Origin of the sequence: Methylocystis iwaonis (assembly GCF_027925385.1) — a bacterium.
Lineage (GTDB): Bacteria > Pseudomonadota > Alphaproteobacteria > Rhizobiales > Beijerinckiaceae > Methylocystis > Methylocystis iwaonis.
Genome location: NZ_AP027142.1, coordinates 274475 through 299456 on the forward strand (window position 1 = coordinate 274475; position 24982 = coordinate 299456).

Consider the following 24982-nt stretch of genomic DNA (forward strand, 5'->3'; position numbering starts at 1 on the left):
ATCGGAAGAAGCGCCAAGCTCCGGGCGCCTCTCTTGCAAGATCGGGCGCACAACAAAATTGGCGCGGTTCGCGCTTGCGGCGCCGCCCCGCGCCATCATAATGAAACCCGATGGATCTGAATTCGCCCCTCTTCGACCGTATCAGAACGCAGCGTCGGCCGCGCGAGGAGAAGCGCGAGTCGACGATGAAATGCGATTCGCCGGGCTGCGAGGCCGATGGCGCCTATCGCGCCCCCATGGGCCGGCTGCGCGAGGGGCAATATTTCTGCTTCTGCCTGGACCATGTTCGCGAATACAACGCCACCTACAATTATTTCAACGGGATGAATGACGCCGACGTCGCCCGCTACATGAAGGACGCGACCATTGGCCACCGCCCGACCTGGGCGATGGGCACGCGCCGCGGCGCGACGGGCTTTCGCGAGGAGGGCGGCCCGACGGCGGACCCGCTGGGGATGAACCGCGCCAAATTCCATCGGCGCGCCCCCGAGAAGCGCGAGCCGCGTTATTCGCCGGTGACGATGCGGGCTTTCGCGGCGCTCGATCTCGACGAGACCGCTGGACCCGAGGCGGTGCGCGCGCGCTATAAGGAGCTCGTCAAGCGTCATCATCCCGACGCCAATGGCGGCGATCGCTCCCGCGAGGAGAAATTGCGGGAAATCATTCATGCCTATAAGACGCTGAGGGCCGCGCGGCTCGCCTGAGCGCGAGCGCCGGCCCGCCAGACGGAGGACGGTTTTGGTCGAAGAAGTTAAATCCGGCTCGGGTCTCGAAAGCGTGCCCGACATCAAGGTTTCGGCGCGCGAGGTTTTCGGGATCGACACGGATCTCGTGGTTCCGGCCTTTTCCGAGCGCAACGAGCATGTGCCGGACATCGATCCGGACTATCTTTTCGACCGGCAGACGACTCTCGCCATTCTCGCGGGCTTCGCGCGCAACCGCCGCGTGATGGTCACGGGCTATCATGGCACCGGCAAATCCACCCATATCGAGCAGGTGGCGGCGCGGCTCAACTGGCCCTTCGTGCGCGTCAATCTCGACAGCCATATTTCGCGTATCGATCTCGTCGGCAAGGATGCGATCGTGCTCAAGGACGGCAAGCAGGTCACGGAGTTCCGCGACGGCATTCTGCCCTGGTCGGTTCAGCACAATGTCGCGCTCTGCTTCGACGAATATGACGCGGGCCGTCCCGATGTGATGTTCGTTATCCAGCGCGTGCTGGAGGTCTCCGGTCGCCTGACGCTCCTCGACCAGAACCGCGTCATTCGCCCCCACCCGGGCTTCCGTCTCTTCGCCACCGCCAATACGGTGGGTCTCGGCGATACCTCGGGCCTGTATCACGGCGTGCAGCAGATCAATCAGGCGCAGATGGACCGCTGGTCGATCGTCACCACGCTGAATTATCTGTCCCACGACGCCGAGACCAATATCGTGATCTCGAAGGTCAAATCCTATGGCGTCTCCAAGGAGACGCGCGACGTCGCCAATAAAATGGTGCGCGTGGCCGATCTCACCCGCAACGCTTTCATGGCCGGCGACCTCTCGACCGTCATGAGCCCGCGCACGGTCATCACCTGGGCCGAGAACGCCGAAATCTTCAACGACGTCGGCTTCGCCTTCCGCCTGACCTTCCTGAATAAATGCGACGAGCTGGAGCGCCCGCTGGTCGCGGAATTCTACCAGCGCTGCTTCGGCAAGGAGCTGCCGGAGAGCGCGGTGAATGTGGTGATGACCTAAGGGCGGCCTCGGCATTTTGGGAAGCATGACCCGTCATTGCGAGGAGGCGAAGCCGACGAAGCAATCCAGGGCAGCCGCCGCGGCCTGGATTGCTTCGCTTCGCTCGCAATGACGGGAGGCTGACGACGGATCAAAGTATGACGTCCGTCTCGGTCGTGGACGCATCCCCAACCAAAAGCCGCGCGGCCTCCTCGGCCTGGGCGCGCCGTTTTTCGATCAGCGGGGCGGCGGTCGCCTGAAAACGGGCGAGGACTTGCGGCGGCGCCGATTGGGGCGAGCCCGCATGAAAGGGCGGTTGGGGATCATATTCGAGGCCGAGCTGGATCGCCTGCGCCACATCAGCGCCGGCGATCTCCGTGAGGACGGTCAAGGCGAAATCCATCCCCGCCGTCACGCCGCCGCCGGTGATGATGTCGCCGTCGCGCACCACCCGGTCGGCTTGCGGAATGGCGCCGAAGAGCGGCAGGAGCTCGCGCCAGGCCCAGTGGCAAGCCGCGCGCTTCCCTTTCAGAAGCCCCGCCGCGCCGAGGATCAGCGAGCCGGTGCAGACCGACGTCACATAGCGTGCGCCGAGCCCTAGGCGGCGAATCTCCGCAATGAAGACCCGGTCGAGCGCGACTGCGGTGGCCGAGAGGCCTCCCGGGACGCAAAGCAGGTCGCAGCCGGAGACAGTCGCCAGCGGAACCGTCCCGCCGAATTCGAGCCGGTCGGATTTCACCGCGCCGCCGTCGCGGCTGGCGACAAGGGTCACGGCCCCGGGCGTGCGGCTCAGAAATTCATGCGGGCCGGTGAAATCGAGCTGGGTCATTCCGTCATAGAGCGCGAAGACGATGGTGAAAGGGCGTGGGCTCATGGGGCGCCTCCATTTTCGGGCGCTTCTATTTCACCTTTGGCGCGTCATTGTCGAAACGACCTTTTTCCCTCATTTTAGGCCATGATCCGGACCGTGGCCTTTTTCCTTTACGAGGACTTTCAGCTCCTCGACGCCGCCGGCCCCATTGCGGTTTTCGAGATCGCGTCGCGCTTTGCAGCAGGCGGAGCCTATCGCACCGTTTTGGCCGCGAAGGAAAAGGGGCGCGTGCGGGCCTCCTCGGGCGTCGAATTGCCGGTCGAAGCGCTTTCCGACATCGAGACGATCGACACATTGATCGTCGTCGGCGGCGAGGGCGCACGAGCCGCGATGGCGTGCAACGAGACCCTCGCCGCCGTTCGCGACGCCGACCGACGCGCGCGCCGGCTCTGCAGCGTCTGCTCCGGCGCCTTCATCCTCGCCGCCGCCGGACTGCTCGACGGACTCTCCGTGACGACCCATTGGCGCGCCGCGCCGGCTTTCGCGCGGCAGTTTCCGCAAGTTCAGACCCGGGCCGATCGAATTTACATCCGCCAGGGCCGGATCTGGACGTCGGCGGGCGTCAGCGCCGGCGTCGATCTGGCCCTCGCCTTGGCGGCGGAGGATTTGGGGGAGGAGATCGCCAAGCGCGCGGCGCGGGAGATGGTTGTTTATTATCGACGGCCGGGCGGACAGTCGCAATTTTCGGCGCTGCTCGAGCTTGATAGTCCGGACCATCGCTTCGCGTCTCTGCTCGAGAAAGTGCGCGGCCGGCTCGACCGGCGTTGGACGGTCGAAAAGCTCGCGGAAGAAGCGTGCATGAGCCCGCGCCACTTCAGCCGCGCCTTTGCGGCGGCAACGGGCTTGAGCCCCGCCAAAGCCATCGAGCGGCTGCGGCTCGAGGTTGCGCGCGAACGTGTGGAGGCGGGAGTCGAACCGATCGAAATCATCGCCGCCAGAGTGGGCTTCGGCGACCCCGAAAGAATGCGTCGCGCTTTTGTCCAAACCTTTGGCGTTCCGCCCCAAGGTCTTCGCCGCCAGGCGCGGGTGGACGGGCGCTAAAGCGAATTGGGCGCGCTTGCCGCCAGACACCGATCTAGCGGAAAGCGCTCTGGGGTCTATCGCGAGAGGTTGGACCATGTCTCGCGCCGCCAGAACTGGCCGAGTATCGTCCAATGCGCAAGGCAATAGTTCCACACGAACAGCACAAGAGTCGCGATCGGAGTCGCGATAGCGACCGGGAGACCGAGGCCGTCGCAGAGAAACGCCATGATGCCGATGGAAAGCGGCACGCCCGCGGCGATGCTGGACGCATAACGCAAAAAGGCGCGTATCGATTTGGGCGTCTGGAAAGTAAAGGCAGAATGGAGCAGATAGCCTAAAGGCGTCACGAAAGAATAGGAAGCCATATTCATCTGGACGTAATGAAATCCGAGGTAATCCCCGCCAATCAAAAGCACGTTGTGCATCGCGGCGCAGAATGCTCCGATGAGAGTATAGCGCCCGGACCTTTCCGCGGCCAAACGCAAGGTCATGGCGCAACCAATATGGCGATGTTGTTTCGCCATGGCGCAATGGGGGCCTCCTCGATACGTGCGGCTCGCCCGAAGCTATCGTCGATCTTTCGTATCAGTTCGTCACGCGTCAGATAGCTAATGGCGTCGCCTGTGATGTATCGATCGGACGCATAGCAAAGCCAGTGGATCGGCGTTCGGGTCCGCTCCCAATCCTTGAGCACGAATTTGCCATTCACAGCCGTTGCCCGTCGGATCGCGTCAAGCAGGGCGCGCCGTCCTTCGGTGGGAACATGATGTAAGACGTCTGACAGAATGACGAGATCGAAGGCGTTCGGATTCACCCTTGCGATTTCTTGAACGTCTTTCTGCAAAAAACGCACCCTTTCGCGTGGCCCAGCGTAAAGGCGACCGAGCCGCGGCGTCAGATCAATCGCCGTAATCTGGGCGTTGGGGTAGGCGGCGCTAAGACGCTCGGTCACGGCGCCTTCGCCGCACCCTACTTCCAATATCTCCTTCGCATCGGGAGCCCACTGGCGGATGCGATCGACCAAGGCGTCGATATTGAGGAAGACCGCCCTGTACGCTTCGGCGACGTGGCGCTCATAGGGGCCAAAAATGCCACGGATGCGAGGGCCTAGCGCCATGATCAGAAGGCTCCCGCGAACTTCGCCCGCAGGCGAGGCGCCATCCGATCATAAATGCGGGAGTCTCTCAGATATCGCGCGACGCCCAGCGGCCCGAGGCCCAGCACCGCTGCAACGGCGGGCGCCAATAGGCTGAAATCGCCTCCGGACGCTGCGGCAAGCGCGGCGTTGACACGGATAGAGGCGCGGCCGGCCGCTTCGGCGCAGTTGTCAATTTCAGCGAGAGTGGGCAGGTGCCGGTCGAAAACGATCTGCATCTGCTGCGAGAATTCCTCGATTTTGCCGGCGCCCGTCACCGTAAGAGAGCTGTTGTGGACCCGGAACGCGGTCGTTGCCTCGCTATGGTAGTGAACGGGCCCCAAAGCGGCGAGCTTCAGCCACATATCCCAGTCGGCGGTATACCATAGCGCTTCATCTAGCCCGCCGCAGAAAAGCCAAGCGTCTTTTCGGAATACCGGCGCGGGCGCCGATACGAAATTCTGCACGATCAGCCGTTGCACAATCTCGCTGGAGTCGATCTCCGCGTCTTTTTCCAATGGGCAGCGCCATAGGCCTAGCGTTCGGCCATCGGCATCGACAATGACGCTCGGCGCCAGATGAAGCGCGGCGTTTGGAGCTTTCTCTATCCATTTTCTGATCGCCTCGATGCGCCCCGGCAGCCAAAGATCATCCTGATGCAGCCAACAAAGATGTTCCGCCTCAGCTCTTTCCGCGCCGATGTTGGTCTGGGCATGCCACATCGAAGCTTCGTCGCGTTTCATGACGCGCAAATTCAGCAATGAATCGTAGCGACGAACGATATCCAAGGTCTCGGAGTTCGGGCTGCTGTCCAAAACGAGAATCTCAATGCCGTCCGCCGGCTCGGCCGCAACCGATCGGAGCGCGGCGTCGATCCATCGTTGGCCTTGGTAGGTAGGCATGATGACGGAGAGCCAGGGCGATGATCGTGTCAGCGATGAATGGAGGCGACCTGACATATGGGGTTGCGCCCGTCTTGAGAACTCAGATTATCAAACCACGCTGTATAAAGTGAGATCGTTGATTTCATGTTAAGTAGTGGCGACTTACGCGGCGGCCTGTTTGCTTGAGGGAAAACCCTATCAATCGGCGTTTCTGGGTATCGTTCCAACCACGAGCGCCGCGCAGCCTGGCCTCCTCGCCCCCGCCCGCGCGCCGGAACATTCGCCCCTCTCCCGCGTTGTCGCATCTCTTTTCAGCTCCCGGCGCAACTGCGCGCCGAAGGGAGGCCGCGATGCACAACATCATCTATCTCATCGGTCTGGTCGTGATCGTCATGGCGATCCTGTCGCTCCTCGGTCTGCGGTAGGAGGTCGCCATGGCAGACGTCATCGGGCGGGGCCTGGAGCCCACCGCCGAGCGCCTCGCGCTCTCGCGTTTCACCGCCGTCGATTGGGGCGCCATTCTCGCGGGCGTCGCCGTAACGACGGCCATCTCCTTCGTCATGGCGGCCTTCGGCTCGGGAATCGGGTTGTCGCTGGCCTCGCCCTATGAGGGCGCGTCGCCCTTCACCCACGCTCTCGCGCTGGCGCTCTGGGTGCTGTGGGTGACGGTCGCGAGCTATGCCGCCGGCGGCTATGTCTGCGGGCGGCTGCGCCGCCGCAATATCGATGCGCCGCGCGACGAGGCGGAAGTGCGTGACGGCGCGCATGGGCTCGTGGTCTGGGCGACAGCTATTCTCATCGTCGCCTTCGCGGCTGGTTCGTCTCTCTACAACCTCGGCAAAGCCGGCGTGGAAAAGGCGACCCAGCAGGCGCAGCAGAGCGGGATGACCAACCCGGTCGATTATCGCGTCGATACGCTGATGCGCGGCGACGGCGGCGCGCGGACCGGGGCGGCTCCGTCAGGGACCAATGAGGCCGAGACGCGGCAAATCGTCTCTCGCATCGTCGCGCGCGGCCAGGCGACAGGCGAGATCAGCGGCGAGGATCGCAGCTATCTCCAGAACGTGCTGGCGTCCACCAGCGGCGTTGCTCCCGCCGACGCCGGCGCCCGGGTCGACGCCGTCGCGCAGCAGGTGAGGGACGATCACGCGCGCGCCAAGGAACTTGCCGACAAGGCCCGCAAGGCCGGGATCATCGCGAGCTTCGTCGCCGCGGCGGCGATGCTGCTCGCGGCGGCCTCCGCCTGGGGCGGCGCCACCCTCGGCGGGCGTCACCGCGACGAGAATCTGGGCTTCTCATCCGCCATGCGTTGGTAGGAGGCGAAAATGGGCGTAGGCCGTTCCGTTCTGCTCTGGCTCCTCGGGGTGCCGATCCCGATCATCATCCTCCTGGCGCTCTGGAGGTAGGCGCAGCCCCGGATCTTCGATCCGGGGCTTTTTCATGCGCGCTCCACAATGAAAGCGGCGCCTCGAATGGCGCCGCCGCCGGGCCGCCGCTAAAGTGCGGCCATGGAAAAAGTAGCGGAGCAAGGGCAGGATCAGACCGGCGCGGCGCGCGCGACGCCGATGATCGCACAATTTATCGAGATCAAATCGGTAAACGCCGATTGCCTGCTCTTCTACCGCATGGGCGATTTCTACGAGCTGTTTTTTGAGGACGCCGAAATCGCCTCGCGCGCGCTGGGCATCATGCTCACCAAACGCGGCAAGCATCTCGGCGAAGATATTCCAATGTGCGGCGTGCCGGTCGAGCGCGCCAATGATTATCTGCAAAAGCTGATCGCGCTCGGCTTCCGCGTCGCCGTCTGCGAGCAGATCGAAGACCCGGCCGAAGCCAAGAAGCGCGGCGCGAAGTCCGTCGTGAAGCGCGACGTGGTGCGGCTCGTCACGCCCGGCACGATCACCGAAGACGCGCTGCTCGACCCGGCGCGCGCCAATGCATTCGCCGCCGTCGCCCGCGCGCGCGGCGATGGGGCGTGGCGATATGGCGTCGCAAGCGTCGATATTTCGACGGGCGTGTTTACGGTGGCCGATTGCGCGCAAAGCGAATTGTCCTCCACGCTGGCGCGCTTGGAGCCGCGCGAGATCGTCGCCGCCGAAACGCTGTGCCGGGAAGAGGCGCTCGCCACGATCTTCTCAGGGCTCGGCGCGCCCGTCGCCCCGCTTGGGCGAGACGCCGGCGACGCGGCGCGGCGGCTCGTGGATTTCTACGGCGTGTCGACGCTCGAAGGTTTTGGCGCGCTCAGCGAGGCCGAGCTTGCCGCGGCGGCTACCGCTATCCTTTATGTCGAGCGCACGCAAAAAGGCGGCCGCCCGGCGCTGTCGCGGCCGATGAGCCTGCGCGAAAGCGCTACGCTCGATATCGACGCGGCGACGCGGGCCAATCTGGAGCTGTCCCGCACGCTCTCGGGCGCACGCGAGGGCTCGCTGCTCTCGGTTGTCGATCTCACGGTGACATCCGCTGGCGCACGGCTTCTCGCCGAACGGCTGGCCGCGCCCTCCACCGATCCTTCTTTGATCGACGCGCGGCTCGACGCCGTGGCTTTCTTTCTCGAAAAGCCAGAAATTCGCGCGTCCTTGCGGGCAAAGCTCGCACGCGCGCCCGATCTCGCGCGCGCCGTCTCGCGTCTCGCATTGCAGCGCGGCGGGCCGCGCGACGTTGCGAGCGTCGGGGCGGCGCTTTCGGCCGCCCGCGACATTGCGGCGATCTTCTCAGGCGCCGAGGCGCCGGCGGAGATCGCTCGCGAAGCGGCGACGCTCGCAACCGCCGACGCTGCGCTCGCTCACGAAATTGCGACAAGCCTGAAAGACAGCCCGCCGCTCGACAAGCGTAATGGCGATTTCATCCGCGAGGGTCGCGACGCCGAACTCGACGAAGCGCGTTCGCTGCGCGACGAGAGCCGCGTGGTGATCGCCTCGCTGCAAGCGCGCTACTCGGAGCAGACAGGCGCGAAGCTCAGAATCAAGCACAACAATTTTCTCGGCTTCTTCCTCGAAGCGCCTGCCGCGCAGGGCGAGAAGCTTCTACGCCCGCCTTTCGATTCGATGTTTACGCATCGTCAGACCATGGCGGACGCCATGCGCTTTTCGACGCAGGAACTCGTCGAGCTGCAAAGTAAGATTGCTTCCGCCGCCGATCGCGCACTGGCGCGTGAGCTTGCCATCTTCGACGCGCTCGCCGGAGAGATTCTCGCCGGCGCCAAGGAGCTGCAAGCGCTGGCGCAATCCTTCTCCCGGCTCGATGTCGCGAGCGCGCTCGCCGAGGTTGCCGAGAAACGCGGTTGGACCCGACCGCATGTCGATCATTCGCTGGAGTTCGTCATCATCGGCGGGCGCCATCCGGTCGTGGAGGCGTCGCTGCAAGCGCAAGGCAAGGCCTTCGCCGCCAATGACTGCGAACTCTCCGGCGACAAGGCCGGCCGCATCGCCATTGTCACGGGCCCGAACATGGCGGGCAAATCGACCTTTCTGCGCCAGAATGCGCTGATCGCGCTGCTTGCGCAGGCGGGCTCTTACGTGCCGGCGCAAGAGGCGCGTCTCGGCGTCGTCGATCGTCTCTTTTCGCGCGTCGGCGCCTCAGACGATCTCGCGCGCGGGCGTTCGACCTTCATGGTCGAGATGGTGGAGACCGCCGCGATCCTCAATTGCGCGACACCGCGCTCGCTCGTCATTCTCGACGAGATCGGCCGCGGCACGGCGACCTTCGACGGCCTCTCTATCGCCTGGGCGACGATGGAGCATTTGCACGAGGTCAATTGCTCACGCGCAATCTTCGCCACGCATTTCCACGAGCTGACACAACTGACAAAACGCATGGCGCGGCTGGTCAATCTCACCATGAAGGTGACGGATCACGCAGGCGAAGTGGTGTTTCTGCACGAGGTCGTGAAAGGCGCGGCCGATCGTTCCTATGGCGTGCATGTCGCGCAGCTTGCCGGGCTGCCTGCAAGTGTTGTGACGCGCGCGCACGCCATTCTTGCCGAGTTGGAGGCGGCCGACCGACGCGCGCCGGTCGAGGCGCTGATCGACGATCTGCCGCTGTTCAAACATGTGGCGGAGACGATGCAGCCCAAGGACGCCCTCAGAGAGGCGCTTGCGAAGATCGATCCTGACGAGATGAGTCCGCGCGATGCGCTGGCGGCGTTATATGAATTGAAGAGAAAATCATAGCGCCTCTCGTCATTGCGAGGAGCTTAAGCGACGAAGCAATCCAGGGCAGCCACAGCGGCCCTGGATTGCTTCGCTTCGCTCGCAATGACGGAACGATGCTTTTCGTACCACGACCCTTCCGTAGGCCGGTAACGACAGCGAGTAGAGTTGTGGGCGGCGTCATACGCCGCCCTTTGCGCGTCAGGCTTTGGCCGATGCTTTTTTCGGCCCTTTCTTGGACTCAACAGCGTCGACCTCGGCGTCGTCCGATTCAGCCTCGGTCACTTCGGCATATCCGGCGCGTCCTCCGATGCTGCATCCGCCGTCGCGGCATCGTCTGGCGCGTCCTCTGAGACGGCCTCTGTCGCCTCGTCGGCCGCCGCTTCCTCTGCTACTGCTTCTGCCGTCTCGGCATCGACAGACGCTTCTTCCAACACAGGCCCCGCGGCAGGAACAGCGATGTTGCGTTTGGCGTCAGCTAACACAAGACGACGCAGATAAGATGTGTCCGAGTCCGGCGCTTCTTCGAGTTTGAGGAGAATTCTGAGAGCTTGCATGGCGTCAAAGCTCGCGACCAATGCACTCGACATCCGTTTATCCTCTCGTATCACGCGTCAACAAAATCGTTGTATCGCGCATGCTTAGGACAAGATTCGAATGTGTCGGAACTTGGCCGTTTCACACTCTGAAATGCGTGCGTGCACGCGAACATGGATCATCCACACGTATGTCTTTTTGCATGCACACGCACGACTCCATCTGGCCTCTTCGTGCGGATGATGAACGCTCGTTTCGATGTATCCAGCAACTGTCGCCTTGCGCTCGCACGAGTCCCATCAGGCTTGAAAAAGATGCAGCGCGATTCGCTTGATCAACTTCGCCAACACGCCACTCAACGCGCAACGCGCGCAAACACGAATTGCGTGTCGCCATATCGGCGCGCATCTTCCTGCTTGAGAGACGACGGCAATTCGATCGTCGCGTTGGCGGCCTCTTCGATGACGACAAGCGCATCATCGGTAAGCCAACCGCCCTCAATCAACGCGCGCAACGCTGGCTCCGTGAGACCCTTGCCATAGGGCGGGTCGAGAAAGGCGAGCGAGACGATTTCGCCCGGCGGCGCGAGGCCGAGCTTGGTCGCGTCGCGGCGGAAGATTCGAGTGACGCCGCCCAGACCCAGCGTCTCGATATTGGCGCGCAGAAGCGCGCGCGCTTCCGTTCCGTCATCGACGAAAAGCGCGCGCGCGGCGCCGCGCGAGAGCGCTTCCAAGCCCAGCGCGCCGGTGCCGGCGAAAAGGTCGATCACCGCGGCGCCGGTGATCGGATCGTCGAAACCATGGGCGAGAATGTCGAAGACAGATTCGCGCAAGCGGTCCGTTGTCGGGCGAATGGCTTGCGAGCGCGGGCTCGCGAGCGCCCGCCCGCGAAGCGCGCCGCCGACGATGCGCATGGCTTATTCTCCGCGCGGCTTGCGCGGTCCTCTCGACGGACCTTTGCTCGGGCCTTTGCCGGGGCCGCGGCCCTTTGGCGGGCCTTTCGGCGGGCCCTTGCGCGGCCCGCCGCTGCGGGCGCCGCGAGGCGCGCCTTCGCCTGAGGTCCGGCCTTCGCCGCTGCGCGGACGCTGCGATTTGCGCTCGTCCCCGCCGCGCGCAAAGCCGCGCTCGGCGCGCGGGCCCTCGAACTTGCGCGGCCGCGCCTCCCGCTCGTCAGCGCCACGGGCGCGACGGGGGGCTTCGCCGTCACGACGCGGCGGACGGCGTTCGGCGCGCGGCTGCTCTCCCTCATGCGGGCGCGTGCGCGCATGACCGCGCGCAGCCGTTGCATCGCCATGGTCGCGCCGCGCTTGCGTGTCACGCTCGCGCGGCGGCCGGGCGGCGCGTTCACCGCGCTCACCCTCGAGACGCGGGCGGCGATTTTCGCCGCCGCGCCGGTCGTCCCGCGCGAAACCTTCGCCACGCGCACCTCTCGCGGGGCCACGTGAAGGCTCGCGCTCACTCTCGAAACGTGGGCGGCGATTTTCAGCGCCGCGTCGATCGTCCCGCACGAAACCTTCGCCGCGTGCGCCTCTCGCGGGGCCGCGCCCGGACTCGCGCTCGCCTTCGAAACGCGGGCGGCGGTTTTCGGCGCCGCGCCGATCGTCCCGCGCAAATCCCTCGCCGCGCACGCCCCTTGCGGCGCCGCGCGCGGGCCGCTCGGCCTCCGCCTCGTCACGTCTCGGGCGGCGGCCCGTGCGCATCGCGTCGAAACGCTTGGCGTTGCGCGACGGCGCTTCGTCTTCGGCCGCCGGCTTGCGGCGCGTCAGCGTCACGCGCTCAACGGCGACGGCGCGGCCCTTGCGGTCGGCCGTGGCGGTGCGTTCAATGCGCGCGCGCGGACCTTTTTCGGCATTCTCGTCGCGTTGCTTGCGCAGCACGGAAACATGTTTGCGCGACCGCTTTTCAGTGCGTTCGCGCTGTTCCTGCTGCTCGGTCGGGGTCGCCTCGCGCAAGGGCGAGGCAAAATCAGCGCCCGCAAGCTCCGCGAGACTCTTGCCCAATTGCTCGCGCAGCGTTTTGAGCTTCACTTCCTCGACAACGCCCTCGCCCAGCTCGCCGAGCTGGAAGGGCCCGTAAGAGACGCGGATCAGGCGCGTGACGTCGAGGCCAAGATGTTCCATCACGCGCTTGACTTCGCGGTTCTTGCCCTCGGTGAGGCTCAAGGCGATCCAGGCGTTGCCGCCCTGCACGCGCTCGAGCCGCGCCTCGATCGGAGCATAGGTGACGTCCTCGACGGTGACGCCTTTCTTCAGCTCGTCGAGCTGCGCCTGATCGATCTCGCCATGGACGCGCACGCGATAGCGCCGCGTCCAGCCGGTCGCCGGCAATTCCAGCGTGCGCGCGAGACCGCCGTCATTGGTAAGAAGCAGCAGGCCTTCGGTGTTGATGTCGAGCCGACCGACGCTGACGAGGCGCGGAAGATCGGGGTGTCTTTCTTCCAGATAAGCGAAGACGGTCGGGCGTCCTTCCGGATCGCTCGCTGTGGTGACGAGACCCTGCGGCTTGTGAAACAAAAAGAGCCGCGTGCGCTCGCGCGCCTGCATCGGCTCGCCGTCGATGGTGATCTTGTCGGCCTCGGTGACATTGACGGCCGGGCTCGTGAGCGTCTCGCCATTGACGGCGACGCGGCCTTCCTCAATCCATTGTTCGGCGTCGCGGCGCGAGCAGACGCCGGCGCGCGCCATCGCCTTGGCGATGCGTTCGCCTTCGAAAGCGCTCGTCTTTTCGACCGGCGCGGGGACGGGCTTTGCCCGCTTGGCCGCGGGCCGCGGCTTATCGAATTTGGGCTTGGCGGCTTTTTCGCCGCTGGGCTTATTGAATTTCGGTTTGTCCGAATCGAATTTCTTGGGCGCGCCGTCGCGCGCAGCGGTCTTGGAGTCGCGGCGGCGCATGGGGCGGTCGCCGCCGGGCGCGCCGGAGCGCTTGGTTGGTTTTTTGTCGGCCATGATCTTTGATAGCAGGCGCCGGGATGGCTTTGAAGCGCGATCAACGGAGATAAGTGAAATGTATGGAGCGATGAGACGCCAACCTAGTGGCGAGATTGGCGCGACTCTCTACGTCCGCCAATCCCTCCCCTTTATGGGGAGGGTGGCCCCGCGAAGCGGGGTCGCGTGGGGTTTGCTCCAACCGTCGTCATTGCTGCGCGAACCCCACCCGGCGGTCTGCGACCGCCGACCTCCCCGTAAAGGGGAGGTATTTGGCGCCGCCGCGTCGGCCAATGAATAATGGCTTCTGACCCCTTCGCCGCCGCTTTCGCCGCCGCCCGCGCGGCGGCGCAAGCCGAGGAGGTGCCTGTCGGCGCGGCCATCTTGCGCGCCGGTCAGATCATCGCGACCGCCGGCAATCGCACGCTACGCGACAAAGACCCCACGGCGCATGCTGAAATGCTGGCGATTCGCGCCGCCTGCGAGGCGATCGACAGCGAGCGGCTGATCGACTGCGACCTCTATGTCACGCTGGAGCCCTGCGCCATGTGCGCCGCCGCGATCTCCTTCGCGCGCATCCGGCGGCTTTATTTTTCCGCGGACGATCCGAAAGGCGGGGCTGTGGAGCACGGGCCGCGCTTTTTCTCGCAGCCCACCTGCCATCATGCGCCGGACGTCTATGGCGGGTTTCGCGAGAGCGAGGCGGCAAAATTGCTGCGCGATTTCTTTCAGTCGCGGCGCTGAGGCTCCAGCCGCTCGGCGGCCTTCAACAGCCCCTCCCGCAATTTGTCGCGGCAGGCGTCACCCGCCGTAAAAATGCGCGAGGCCTTGAAGAGGTCGAGCGCGAGATATTGATGCACACCCGGCGCGAGAAGCACGTCCGGCGGGTTCTCCTCGATCATGCGCGAGCTGATGGAGTTCATGAGGATCTGGCTTGCGACGATCATCGTCTGGAAGGGCGAGGGCGCACGGGTCTCGCTTTCCATGCCCGAATTGCCGGAGACATTCACCGCGACGATGATGTCGGCCTTCCCCTGCAGATGGTCATAGGGCAATGGATTGACGAGACCGCCGTCGACCAGATAGCCGAGCTCGCTTTTGGGCGGACGCACCACGCCGGGGATCGCCATGGAGCCGGCGATGGCCGTGCGCAGCGACCCTTTGGAAAACACCGCCTCGCAGCGCCGACGGAAGTCGGTCGCCACCACGGTCATGGGTATGTCCAGATCTTCGAAGCGGTCCGGCATGCCCTCGGGCCAGAAGGCGTCCAGAAAACGTACGCCGTCGAAAAGCAGCGGATGCGCAAGACGCGTCAGAAGCGGCTGGCGGCGGCGCGCCCGCGCGTAAAGCAGCTTGCGCGCGAGGCCGAGCCGGTTGCTCAGGATCGCCTCGGTGTGTGCGCGCAGCTCCGCGCCCGAGAAGCCCGCGGCATAAGCGGCGCCGATAATGGCGCCGATCGAGGTTCCCGCCATGGCGACGGGCCGCACGCCCATGTCGTCGAGGGCCTGCAGCACGCTGATATGGGCGAGGCCGCGCGCGCCCCCGCCGCCGAGCGCTACGGCGACTGTCTTGCCGCCGAGAACGCCGCGGCGCTTCGTCAAAGGAAGCGTTCCAGGGCTTGCAGCGTCGCCTCGGGCGCCTCTTCCATGGCGTAGAGACCGGCGTCGACGGCGGCGCCCGTGACGTCGTCGCCCCATTCCTTCCAGGCGTCGACAAGCGAGGGGCCCACAGCCGGGAAGGTCGTTTCGCCGTAGAGGATGAGCGTCGGCGTCAGCAGCTTCTTGCCCGCGGCCTTGTCGGCGAGCAGGACTTCCTTGTCGATGGTCGCGCCGGCGCGGAAGTCCTCACAAAAGGCGTGGATGCGCGCGGGTTCGTTGAAGGCGGCGCGATAATGCGCCAGCGCCGCCGCGCCGAAGACGTCGAGCGACTTCTCCTTGGTCGAGCTTTTCAGCGCGTCGTCGAGGAAATCGTTGGGGTCGAGCGCGATCAGCTCCTCTGGGCGCGGGGCTTCCGTGGCGAGGAAGCGGGCGCGGCCGAGGCGCCAGAGGTCGCCGGCGCCAAAATTGTCGTCGATCGGCGCGATATTGATCAGCGCGAGCTTCGTCAGCCGTCCGGGATGGTCGAGCGCGAGGCGCAGGCCGACGCGCGCGCCGCGGTCGTGGCCGATAAGCGAAAATTGCACATGGCCCAGCGCCTCCATGACCTTGACCACGTCGCCCGCCATCTCGCGCTTCGTATAGGCCTCGCCCTTCTCGCTCTCGGGCGCCGCCGACCAGCCATAGCCGCGCAGATCCATGGCGACGACGGTAAAGCGCTCGGCGAGCTTCGGCGCAATGCTGCGCCAGGCCACATGCGTTTCGCCGAAGCCGTGCAGCAGGACGAGCGCCGGTCCGGCGCCGTGAGACCGCGCGAAGATTTTGCCGGCCTGCGTATCGATCCAATGCGAGGCGAAACCGGGGAAGAGATCGGCAAGTTCAGACATTTGGTCAACCATGTTCAGCGGGGCCGCAGCAGCCCTTGGGGTGGATGTTATATTGTAACAACCCTCGAACTGCCACGTTTTTTCTTCTCTATGCGCCGACCGGGGACTTTGTCACGGAAACAATATTCCTTATTTGCTTGAATGAAACGCCGGAGCGCCGTGCTTACAGGCTCGGGCGACGTGAAAAATCAGAACAAGCTTGTTTGGCCTTGTGGGAGAAAATGATGAGCAAGATCGTCGACGAAGTTTTGTCCGCCAACGCCGCTTACGTGTCGGGCTTCGGCTCGAAGGGCGATCTCGCTTTGCCGCCGGCGCGCGGTTTCGCGATTCTGACCTGCATGGATGCGCGTCTCGACCCGGCGAAATACGCCGGCCTTTCCGAAGGCGACGCGCATGTCATCCGCAACGCCGGCGGCCGCGCGTCCGACGACGCGATCCGTTCGCTGGTCATTTCCCACAAGCTGCTCGGCACGAATGAGTGGTTCGTGATCCATCACACCAATTGCGGCATGGAGCTGTTCTGCGACGAGGTGATGAGCGAGCTGCTCGACGACAACCTCGCGACCGCTTCGCTCGACATGGGGACGTTGAAATGGTCGAACCCGCAGCATGGCGGCGGCTGCTCGGCGGGCCATTTCATCAAATGGCACACGATCAAGAACCAGGAAGAGAGCGTCGCGCAGGACGTCGCGCGCATCCGCTCGCATCCGCTGGTTCCGAAGAACATTCCGATCTACGGCTATATCTATGACGTGAAGACCGGCAAGCTGAATGAAGTGCCGGGGGCGTCGGAGATCGGGCGGGCCGCCTGATATTCTTCTCCGAAGCGGCCTGCGGGCCGTCTAGGTTGATCGGCATCGGGCCCCCTCCCTGTCCCTCCCCCGTTTCACGCTATCGAATGCACACATCGTGATTGCCTCGGTCGGGTCTGTTTGATTCCGTTGGTCGCGTTTTGATTCGCGGGGTGGGGCATGGCGATTTCGTATGGACTGGGGCGGTTCGGCGACCGCCGCCTGGAAAAAGGGGGGTCTCGTTGCATCGGGGCCTCGTCGCGCGGCCGTGCGCGCGCATCCGTCGGATCGCCGGCGGGCGGCGGGCGCAGGAGGTGCGGCTCGCGCGCTTCCTGCGCAATCCTGCGGTGACCGCCGAGGAGATGGCGCGGCACGCCGCCGGGCTCACAGCGGCGCGGGCGGCGGGTCGCGACATAGTGGTGGCGCAGGACACCAGCGAGCTGGCGCTCGGCGGCAAGCGCGCGCAGGCGAACGGCTATGGGCCGGTCGGCAAGGGCGGCGGGACGCGCGGCCTTTTGCTGCACGCGGCCCTGGCGCTCGACGCCGGCACGGGCGCGCTGCTCGGCCTCGCTCATGCCGAGGTCTGGAACCGCGACACGGGGGCCAAGGTCGCGGCGCGGCGCTCGCGCGCGCTCGCGGACAAGGAATCGCAGCGCTGGCTCGATGTGGCGACGCATGCGCGCGAGGATTTCGCGGCGGCGAAGCGGATCACTGTCGTCTCGGATCGGGAGAGCGACATCTACGCGCATCTCGCGCAGCGTCCGGGCGGCGTGGAGCTGATTGTGCGCGCCTGCCAGAACCGGACGATCGCCGCAGACGGCGAGGATGCGATCGAGCTTTTGTTCCCCTTCGCCGACGGATTGGCCGAGGCGGGCCGCTTCGTCGCCGAGATCCCGGCGGCTCCGGGACGCAAGGCGCGCAAGGCGGCGCTCGCGGTCCGCGTCTCGCCGGTCACTTTGCGCAAGCCGCGCCACGGCGCGCGCGACTTGCCGGACGCGGTCGGCGTGACTTTGGTCGACGTGCGCGAGGTCGGGGCCGCCGAGGGCGTCGCGCCCATTCATTGGCGGCTTCTCACGACCCATGCGGCGACGAGCCTGGCCGAGGCGCGCCGGGTGATCGACCTCTATCGAATGCGCTGGACCATCGAGGAATTCTTCCGCACGCTGAAGACGGCGGGCTTCGAGATCGAGCAGGCCGACATCTGCGATCCGAAAGTGATGATCAAGCTGGTGGCGGCGACGGCGGTCGCCGCTGTGACGGTCATGCAACTGGTCAAGGCGCGCGACGGCGCGACCGACCAGTTGCTGACGGACGCTTTCGAGCCCGAGGACGAAGCGCTGCTCGAGGCCGTCTCGGCGAAGCTCGAGGGCGCGACGGCCCGCCAGAAGAACCCCCACCGCAAAGGCAGCCTCGCCTTCGCCGCCTGGGTCGTCGCCAGGCTCGGCGGCTGGACCGCCTATTACGGAAAGCCCGGCCCCAAAGTAATGCGCCAGGGCCTCGACGACTTTCGACGAATAAAGTTCGGAGCCGCGCTGACCTTCTACGATGTGTGAATCCGATAGCCCGTTTCACGGGAGAGGGGACACTCGCGATCAGCATCGCTGATGAAGGCGACGGTCTGCTCCCTCTCCCGCGCAGCGCTATCGAATGCACACATCGTGATTGCCTCGGTCGGGTCTGTTTGATTCCGTGGGTCGCGTTTTGATTCGCGGGGTGGGGCATGGCGATTTCGTATGGACTGGGGCGGTTCGGCGACCGCCGCCTGGAAAAAGGGGGGTCTCGTTGCATCGGGGCCTCGTCGCGCGGCCGTGCGCGCGCATCCGTCGGATCGCCGGCGGGCGGCGGGCGCAGGAGGTGCGGCTCGCGCGCTTCCTGCGCAATCCTGCGGTGACCGCCGAGGAGATGGCGCGGCACGCCGCCGGGCTCACAGCGGCGCGGGCGGCGGGTCGCGACATAGTGGTGGCGCAGGACACCAGCGAGCTGGCGCTCGGCGGCAAGCGCGCGCAGGCGAACGGCTATGGGCCGGTCGGCAAGGGCGGCGGGACGCGCGGCCTTTTGCTGCACGCGGCCCTGGCGCTCGACGCCGGCACGGGCGCGCTGCTCGGCCTCGCTCATGCCGAGGTCTGGAACCGCGACACGGGGGCCAAGGTCGCGGCGCGGCGCTCGCGCGCGCTCGCGGACAAGGAATCGCAGCGCTGGCTCGATGTGGCGACGCATGCGCGCGAGGATTTCGCGGCGGCGAAGCGGATCACTGTCGTCTCGGATCGGGAGAGCGACATCTACGCGCATCTCGCGCAGCGTCCGGGCGGCGTGGAGCTGATTGTGCGCGCCTGCCAGAACCGGACGATCGCCGCAGACGGCGAGGATGCGATCGAGCTTTTGTTCCCCTTCGCCGACGGATTGGCCGAGGCGGGCCGCTTCGTCGCCGAGATCCCGGCGGCTCCGGGACGCAAGGCGCGCAAGGCGGCGCTCGCGGTCCGCGTCTCGCCGGTCACTTTGCGCAAGCCGCGCCACGGCGCGCGCGACTTGCCGGACGCGGTCGGCGTGACTTTGGTCGACGTGCGCGAGGTCGGGGCCGCCGAGGGCGTCGCGCCCATTCATTGGCGGCTTCTCACGACCCATGCGGCGACGAGCCTGGCCGAGGCGCGCCGGGTGATCGACCTCTATCGAATGCGCTGGACCATCGAGGAATTCTTCCGCACGCTGAAGACGGCGGGCTTCGAGATCGAGCAGGCCGACATCTGCGATCCGAAAGTGATGATCAAGCTGGTGGCGGCGACGGCGGTCGCCGCTGTGACGGTCATGCAACTGGTCAAGGCGCGCGACGGCGCGACCGACCAGTTGCTGACGGACGCTTTCGAGCCCGAGGACGAAGCGCTGCTCGAGGCCGTCTCGGCGAAGCTCGAGGGCGCGACGGCCCGCCAGAAGAACCCCCACCGCAAAGGCAGCCTCGCCTTCGCCGCCTGGGTCGTCGCCAGGCTCGGCGGCTGGACCGCCTATTACGGAAAGCCCGGCCCCAAAGTAATGCGCCAGGGCCTCGACGACTTTCGACGAATAAAGTTCGGAGCCGCGCTGACCTTCTACGATGTGTGAATCCGATAGCCCGCGCAGCGGGGGAGGGTTGGGGAGGGGGAACCGCGTTACGCCTGCACCGCGCCGCCGCGCGCGCGCCAGCCGCCGGTGCCCGGCGCATAATGGCGCACATTCTTGCGGCCGGCCTGGATCGCCTGGCCCAAAGCCTTGGCCGAGCGGCCGCCCGCCTGGCAGATGATCACGCAATCGCCCGCCGGCAGCTTCGACGGATCGAACTGCGAGAGCGGCAGATTGCGCGCGCCCGGCACATGGCCGGCGGCATATTCATGCGGCTCGCGCACGTCGACGATGGCGCAGGAGCCTTCCTTCACGAGGCGGGCGAAATCTTCATGCTCGATCGTCGGCAATTCGCCGCCGCCCCCGGTGAGCTTGGACATCACGCCTGACAGCATTTTCTTCTCCCTTTCTTCTTGCTCAAGCGGATTTGGCTTGAGGGGTTTGCGCGACGCCGGCTTCGCCGCCGGCAAATTGATTGAAAGCCGAAAGCGCATGGCTCGCGTACATCACCGAGGGGCCGGCCCCCATGTAGATCGCCATGCCCAGCGTCTCCAAAATCTCCTCGCGCGTCGCCCCGCGCTGGGCGGCGGCCTTCGTATGGAAGGCGATGCAATCGTCGCAGCGCACCGCGACGCTCACAGCCACCGCGATCAGCTCCTTCGTCTTGGCGTCGAGCGCGCCGGGCGCGCCGGCGGTCGTCGCCATGGCGGAGAAGGTCTTCATCACATCGGGCGCGCCGACGCGCAGATTGCGAAGATCGGCGGAGAGCGCCTTGGCGAGTTCGGGCCAATCATTGGTCATGCGAGCTTCCCTCCTTGCGGCGCGTCCGGCGCCGGCGGGCGTTGGTCGTCGCGCAGGACGACATAGATGGCCGGGATCACGAGCAGCGTCAGCGCCGTCGATGACGCCAGGCCGAAGACGAGCGAGATGGCCAGACCCTGGAAGATCGGGTCGGTGAGAATGAAAGCCGCGCCGATGATCGCCGCCGCGGCGGTGAGGAAGATCGGCTTGAAGCGCACCGCGCCCGCCTCGACCAATGCTTCGCGTAGCGACATGCCGCGCTCGCGCAGATGGCGGATGAAGTCGACCAGCAGGATCGAGTTGCGCACCACAATGCCGGCGAGCGCGATGAAGCCGATCATCGACGTCGCCGTGAAGGCGGCGTTGAAGAGCCAATGGCCGAGCACAATGCCGACGAGCGTGAGCGGCACGGGCGCCAGAATGACGAGCGGCAGCTTGAACGAGCCGAATTGCGCGACGACGAGCAGATAGATGCCGAGCAGAGCGACCATGAAAGCCGCGCCCATGTCGCGGAAGGTCACATAGGTGACTTCCCACTCGCCGTCCCAAAGGAAGGTGGGCTTTGCGTCGTCGAGCGGCTGGCCATGGTATTTGATCGTCGGCGCGCCCGAGTGGCCCCAGTCGATCTTATTAATCTCGTCCTCGACCGCGAACATGCCATAGATCGGCGCCTCGAAACGGCCGGCGACCTCGGCGCTCACCATTTCGGCAAAGCGGCCGTTGTGGCGGAAGATGGGATAGGAGCCGAGCTCGCGCGTCGCCTTCACCACGTCGCCGAGTTCGACATTGGCGCCCTGTCGCACCGTGCCGCCGGCGGGAAGCGGCGTCGAGAGAATGCGCTCGCCGGGCGTCATCTGCGCGCGTGGTAGTGCAACGGTGATGTCGATGGGCTTGGCCCCGCCGCCGCGTTGCGAGAAGCCGATTTTCACGCCGCCCACGAGAGCGCCGATCGTGTCATAGACCGCGCGTTCCTCGACGCCGTGATATTCGAGCGCTTCCTGGTCGATTGCAAAGCGCAGCCGTTCCGCGCGCTGGCCGAAGCTGTCATCCGTGTCCACCACGAAATCGACCGCGTCGAAAGCCTTGCGCAGCTTGGTCGCGAGGTCGCGCCGCGTCTGCGCGTCCGGCCCATAGACTTCGGCGAGAAGCGTCGAGAGCACGGGCGGGCCCGGCGGCACTTCGACGACCTTGATCGCCGTATGCTCGGGCATGGGCAGGCCCTTGAGCTTCTCGCGAATCTCCAGAGCAATCGGGTGGCTCGCGCGCTTGCGTTCGTCCTTGGGCAGCAGGTTGATCGCGAGATCGCCCATCTCCGGCGCCGAGCGCACGTAATAGTGACGCACCAGGCCGTTGAAGTTGAAGGGCGCCGCCGCGCCGGCGTAGGACTGGATGGAGGTGAGCTCGGGAATATCTTTGAGGCGCTCGGCCGCGGCTGTCAGCACGCGATCCGTCTCCTCGAGCGAGGCCCCGCGCGGCAGATCGACGACGACCGCAACCTCCGACTTATTGTCGAAAGGCAGCAACTTCACGCGTACGCTCTTCGTGGCGAAGAGGCCAAGCGAGAGCAGCGTCGCCACGCCGACCGCCGTGAGAAAGCGTTGCGAGCGCTTGCGGCCCTGCAGCAGGGGCGTCGCGATGCGGGCGTAGAAATTGCCCATGGCCCCGCGTTCGTGGGAGTGGTCATGGCCCGCGCCGCCCTCCTGTTCGAAACGCTTGCCGGCGATCTTCAACAGAAGCCAGGGCGTGATCGTCATGGCCACGAAAAAGGAGAAGACCATGGCCAGCGAGGCGTTGGCCGGAATGGGGCTCATATAGGGCCCCATCAGGCCCGAGACGAACATCATCGGCAGAAGCGCGGCGATGATGGTCATGGTCGCGACGATGGTCGGATTGCCGACCTCGGCCACAGCCTCGACGGCTGTGTCGATCAGGCTGCGATCGCCGCGCATCTGCCAATGGCGGACGATGTTCTCCACGACGACAATGGCGTCGTCGACGAGAATGCCGATGGAGAAAATCAGCGCGAACAGGCTGACGCGGTTGATGGTGTAGCCCATCAGCCAGGAGGCGAAGAGGGTGAGCAGGATCGTCGTCGGGATGATGACGAAGACGACGACGCCCTCGCGCCAGCCCACCATCACGACGATGAGCAGAACGATGGAGACGGTCGCGAGCGCTAGATGGAAGAGAAGCTCGTTGGCTTTTTCAGTGGCCGTCTCGCCATAGTTGCGGGTGACGGCGATCTCGAGGTCTTCAGGAACGATGCGGCCTTTGACGGACTCCAGCCGATGCAGCACGTCCTCGGCGACGATCACCGCATTGGCGCCCTTGCGCTTCGCGATGGCGATGCTGACGGCCGGGCGCTTCAAGAGCGTGCCGTCCTTCTCCTTGGTCATCGTCCAACTGCGCTTGTCGGGCTCGGCGGCGCCGACGATGACATTCGCCACATCCTTCACATAGACCGGCCGCCCGTCGCGCGTCGTCAGCAGCAGCAGGCCGATGTCGGGCACGCCCTGCAGCGTCTGACCGGCGACGACGGGGATGGAGTGGTTGTCCTCGCGGAAGGCGCCGACCATGAAGGAACGGTTGGCGTTGGTAAGCTTGTCGATGAGCTGGTTGAGCGTCACGCCATATTGCGACAGGCGCTCGGGATCGGCCTCGACGCGGATCTGATTGGGACTGCCGCCGACAATATAGCTCAGGCCCACATTCTCGACCTTGGTCAGGTCGTGCTGCAGTTCCGCTGCAACCTGATAGAGGCCGTTATCCGTCCATTGAGTGGCGCGCTCGGGCTTGGCGGAGAGTGTGAGAACCACAATGGCGACGTCGTCGATGCCGCGGCCGATGATGACCGGCTCGGGAATCCCTTTGGGCAAGTCGAGTATGTTGGCGCGAATCTTGTCGTGCACGCGCAGCACGGCGTTGTCCTGCGGCGTGCCGACGAAGAACCGCGCCGTCACCATCACTTGATCGTCGCGCGTCTGCGAATAGACATGCTCGACGCCATTGACGCCCTTGATGATGTCTTCGAGCGGGCGGGTGATGAGCTCGATCGCGTCTTCCGCCTTGTAGCCGTTCGCCTGCACCATGATGTCGACCATGGGCACGGAGATTTGCGGCTCTTCCTCGCGCGGCAGCGCCTGCAGCGCAATGAGGCCGACGAGAATCGAGGCCAGCAGCAGAAGCGGCGTCAGCGGCGAATTGATAAAGGTCCGCGTCAGCGTGCCGCTGATGCCCGGGTGGAACTCCTTGGCGTCTTTTTCCTGGCTCATGGCGTGTGCACCACGTCGCCGTCATGCAGGCCCGAGAGAATCTCGATCGCGTCGCCATGCGCGTCGCCGGTCTGCACCACCACTTCGGCGCCGTCTGCGAGGCGCACGAAATCGACGCCGGCGCGCCGGTAGATCGCGGATTTCGGCGCAAGGATCGTGTCGCGCTTTCCCGTCGTCACATAAACGCGGGCGCGCTCGCCGACGAAATAATTATCCAGCCCTTTCACATCGACGTCGGCGATCACGCGGCCGCCCTGGATTTCGGGATAGACGATGCGCACGCGCCCTTCCTTGCGGGCGCCGGCGCCCGTGTTGACGCCGCGTTCGCCGATCTCGACGCGATCGCCCGCGCGCATGAAGCGGGCGTGGCGCTCCGGCAGTTGCAGGCGCAGGATGTATCTGTCCTCGGCGAGGGTCGCGATGGTTTCGCCGGGCATCACCACGCGGCCGATGGAGACGGGGATCGTCAGGATGCGGCCGGCGCCAGGCGCCTTCACCGAGCCTTCCGCCGTCTGCTGCTCGATGACGCCGCGGTCGGATTGCAGCGCGGCGAGAGTGCGCTCGGCGACGTCGAGCGCGGTCTTGGCCTGGTCGGCCATCACTTTTGTGGAGGTGCCGCGGCGCAGAAGCTCCTGCGCGCGGTCGAAGTCGCTTTGGGCCTTGTCGCGCTGCGCCTGCTGGGCGCGAATACGTTGATCGAGCGATTGCATTTGCAGAAAAAGCTTCTGGTCCGCAACAAGCGCGATCTCGGCGCCGGCGGCCACTGTGTCGCCTTCCTTGATCTTGAGCGTGGTCACCGTGCCGCCGATGCGGGCGCGGGCCACGAGCTGATGCGCGGGTTCGACGGAAGCGACGACCGCTTTCATATCGTCGATCGGCGCGAGATGGACGGCGGTTTCGCCCGCCCAGGCTGCGGACGGCGCCGCCAGGGCGGTAAAAAGAAAAGCGAGTCGGAAGCGATTCATGAAGTCTCCCACGCTGTCGCTGATCAGATATATTCGATACACGTAAATTAGCAAGAGTGAATTTAAAAGCTGCTGCTGTTGGCGCTTGCATTCGTAGCGATCTGATCCGGTCCGCCGAACGTATCATGAGTGGGCGCCGTCGATCGGGGCCGAACAAACAAACCCTATGCAGCCGCGTCATGCCCGCGCTTGTCGCGGGCATCCACGCCGGGACATTACGACACGGGGGGAGAAGAAGCGGCGTTGCTCCCGCTCATGTTCGCAGCTTTCTGCGTCGGCGCGGCGTGGATGGCCGCGACAAGCGCGGCCATGACGCTGGAACACGTCGTTAATCCGAATTCAGA

Annotated in this window: 22 protein-coding genes; 9 read left to right on the top strand and 13 right to left on the bottom strand. The window is 65.4% G+C overall.

Going from position 1 to position 24982, the window contains the following annotated elements:
- The first annotated feature begins 110 nt into the window (after positions 1-110).
- Complete coding sequence (locus tag QMG84_RS01325) at positions 111-704, top strand: J domain-containing protein (protein WP_202070848.1); 594 nt, start codon at positions 111-113, stop codon at positions 702-704.
- Positions 705-738: 34 nt separating this feature from the next.
- Complete coding sequence (gene cobS / locus QMG84_RS01330; protein WP_281929918.1) at positions 739-1737, top strand: cobaltochelatase subunit CobS; 999 nt, start codon at positions 739-741, stop codon at positions 1735-1737.
- Positions 1738-1867: 130 nt separating this feature from the next.
- Here cobS and QMG84_RS01335 read toward each other — a convergent pair whose 3' ends face one another.
- Positions 1868-2590: a DJ-1/PfpI family protein gene (locus tag QMG84_RS01335; protein WP_281929920.1), complete on the bottom strand. Its 723-nt coding sequence runs from the start codon at positions 2588-2590 to the stop codon at positions 1868-1870.
- Positions 2591-2671: 81 nt separating this feature from the next.
- Between QMG84_RS01335 and QMG84_RS01340 the strand changes: the two genes are divergently transcribed.
- Positions 2672-3628, top strand: coding sequence for a GlxA family transcriptional regulator (locus QMG84_RS01340; RefSeq protein WP_281929921.1), 957 nt, complete (start codon positions 2672-2674; stop codon positions 3626-3628).
- A gap of 56 nt (positions 3629-3684) precedes the next feature.
- On the opposite strand, the gene QMG84_RS01345 is transcribed toward QMG84_RS01340, so the two are convergent.
- The 3 genes from QMG84_RS01345 to QMG84_RS01355 are packed head-to-tail and all read right to left on the bottom strand — an operon-like array spanning position 3685 to position 5647.
- Entirely contained in the window at positions 3685-4134 is a 450-nt protein-coding gene (locus QMG84_RS01345) for a GtrA family protein (RefSeq protein WP_281929922.1), read from the bottom strand.
- Positions 4098-4727 (bottom strand): class I SAM-dependent methyltransferase, encoded by a 630-nt coding sequence (locus tag QMG84_RS01350; RefSeq protein WP_281929923.1) that lies wholly within the window; start codon positions 4725-4727, stop codon positions 4098-4100. Before QMG84_RS01350 ends, QMG84_RS01345 begins: the two co-directional genes overlap by 37 nt.
- 2 nt (positions 4728-4729) lie before the next feature.
- The gene (locus tag QMG84_RS01355; protein ID WP_281929925.1) at positions 4730-5647 is read right to left on the bottom strand and encodes a glycosyltransferase; all 918 of its coding nucleotides are present in this window, start codon (positions 5645-5647) and stop codon (positions 4730-4732) included.
- A gap of 416 nt (positions 5648-6063) precedes the next feature.
- Here QMG84_RS01355 and QMG84_RS01360 point away from each other — a divergent pair, with 416 nt between their 5' ends.
- Positions 6064-6945, top strand: a complete 882-nt coding sequence (locus QMG84_RS01360) for a hypothetical protein (RefSeq protein WP_281929927.1) — start codon at positions 6064-6066, stop codon at positions 6943-6945.
- Between the two features lie 192 nt (positions 6946-7137).
- Positions 7138-9798, top strand: coding sequence for a DNA mismatch repair protein MutS (mutS, locus tag QMG84_RS01365; protein WP_281929929.1), 2661 nt, complete (start codon positions 7138-7140; stop codon positions 9796-9798).
- 260 nt (positions 9799-10058) lie between these two features.
- Here the strand turns inward: mutS and QMG84_RS01370 are convergent, their stop codons facing one another.
- The 3 genes from QMG84_RS01370 to QMG84_RS01380 form a co-directional block, all read right to left on the bottom strand.
- Positions 10059-10367 carry a hypothetical protein gene (locus tag QMG84_RS01370; RefSeq protein ID WP_281929931.1) on the bottom strand — a complete coding sequence of 103 codons (309 nt, stop codon included), beginning with the start codon at positions 10365-10367 and terminating at the stop codon, positions 10059-10061.
- A gap of 302 nt (positions 10368-10669) precedes the next feature.
- The gene (gene rsmD / locus QMG84_RS01375; RefSeq protein ID WP_281929933.1) at positions 10670-11227 is read right to left on the bottom strand and encodes a 16S rRNA (guanine(966)-N(2))-methyltransferase RsmD; all 558 of its coding nucleotides are present in this window, start codon (positions 11225-11227) and stop codon (positions 10670-10672) included.
- A 3-nt stretch (positions 11228-11230) separates the two neighbouring features.
- The gene (locus QMG84_RS01380; protein WP_281929934.1) at positions 11231-13258 is read right to left on the bottom strand and encodes a pseudouridine synthase; all 2028 of its coding nucleotides are present in this window, start codon (positions 13256-13258) and stop codon (positions 11231-11233) included.
- Between the two features lie 279 nt (positions 13259-13537).
- On the opposite strand from QMG84_RS01380, the gene QMG84_RS01385 reads away from it, so the two are divergent.
- Complete coding sequence (locus QMG84_RS01385; RefSeq protein ID WP_281929936.1) at positions 13538-13981, top strand: nucleoside deaminase; 444 nt, start codon at positions 13538-13540, stop codon at positions 13979-13981.
- On the opposite strand, the gene QMG84_RS01390 is transcribed toward QMG84_RS01385, so the two are convergent.
- Together QMG84_RS01390 and QMG84_RS01395 are read right to left on the bottom strand one after the other, a co-directional pair.
- A complete protein-coding gene (locus QMG84_RS01390; protein ID WP_281929938.1) occupies positions 13966-14838 on the bottom strand; it encodes a patatin-like phospholipase family protein in 873 nt (290 codons plus the stop codon). The two genes, QMG84_RS01385 and QMG84_RS01390, sit on opposite strands and share 16 nt — an antisense overlap.
- Positions 14835-15719, bottom strand: coding sequence for an alpha/beta fold hydrolase (locus QMG84_RS01395; RefSeq protein WP_281929940.1), 885 nt, complete (start codon positions 15717-15719; stop codon positions 14835-14837). Before QMG84_RS01395 ends, QMG84_RS01390 begins: the two co-directional genes overlap by 4 nt.
- Positions 15720-15940: 221 nt before the next feature.
- Here QMG84_RS01395 and QMG84_RS01400 point away from each other — a divergent pair, with 221 nt between their 5' ends.
- The 3 genes from QMG84_RS01400 (at position 15941) to QMG84_RS01410 (ending at position 19603) form a co-directional block, all read left to right on the top strand.
- Positions 15941-16531: a beta-class carbonic anhydrase gene (locus tag QMG84_RS01400; protein ID WP_281929942.1), complete on the top strand. Its 591-nt coding sequence runs from the start codon at positions 15941-15943 to the stop codon at positions 16529-16531.
- A 221-nt stretch (positions 16532-16752) separates the two neighbouring features.
- Positions 16753-18063 (top strand): IS4 family transposase, encoded by a 1311-nt coding sequence (locus tag QMG84_RS01405; RefSeq protein ID WP_281928760.1) that lies wholly within the window; start codon positions 16753-16755, stop codon positions 18061-18063.
- Between the two features lie 229 nt (positions 18064-18292).
- Positions 18293-19603 (top strand): IS4 family transposase, encoded by a 1311-nt coding sequence (locus tag QMG84_RS01410; protein WP_281928760.1) that lies wholly within the window; start codon positions 18293-18295, stop codon positions 19601-19603.
- A gap of 47 nt (positions 19604-19650) precedes the next feature.
- Here the strand turns inward: QMG84_RS01410 and QMG84_RS01415 are convergent, their stop codons facing one another.
- From QMG84_RS01415 to QMG84_RS01430, 4 genes are read right to left on the bottom strand one after another with little or no spacing between them, the layout of a single operon-like run.
- Complete coding sequence (locus tag QMG84_RS01415) at positions 19651-19995, bottom strand: rhodanese-like domain-containing protein (RefSeq protein WP_281929944.1); 345 nt, start codon at positions 19993-19995, stop codon at positions 19651-19653.
- Positions 19996-20017: 22 nt separating this feature from the next.
- On the bottom strand, positions 20018-20401 hold the full coding sequence (locus tag QMG84_RS01420) for a carboxymuconolactone decarboxylase family protein (protein WP_281929945.1): 384 nt from the start codon (positions 20399-20401) through the stop codon (positions 20018-20020).
- On the bottom strand, positions 20398-23673 hold the full coding sequence (locus QMG84_RS01425) for an efflux RND transporter permease subunit (RefSeq protein ID WP_281929947.1): 3276 nt from the start codon (positions 23671-23673) through the stop codon (positions 20398-20400). Before QMG84_RS01425 ends, QMG84_RS01420 begins: the two co-directional genes overlap by 4 nt.
- Complete coding sequence (locus QMG84_RS01430) at positions 23670-24638, bottom strand: efflux RND transporter periplasmic adaptor subunit (protein ID WP_281929948.1); 969 nt, start codon at positions 24636-24638, stop codon at positions 23670-23672. The genes QMG84_RS01425 and QMG84_RS01430 overlap by 4 nt, the downstream gene beginning before the upstream one ends.
- Positions 24639-24982 lie beyond the last annotated feature (344 nt).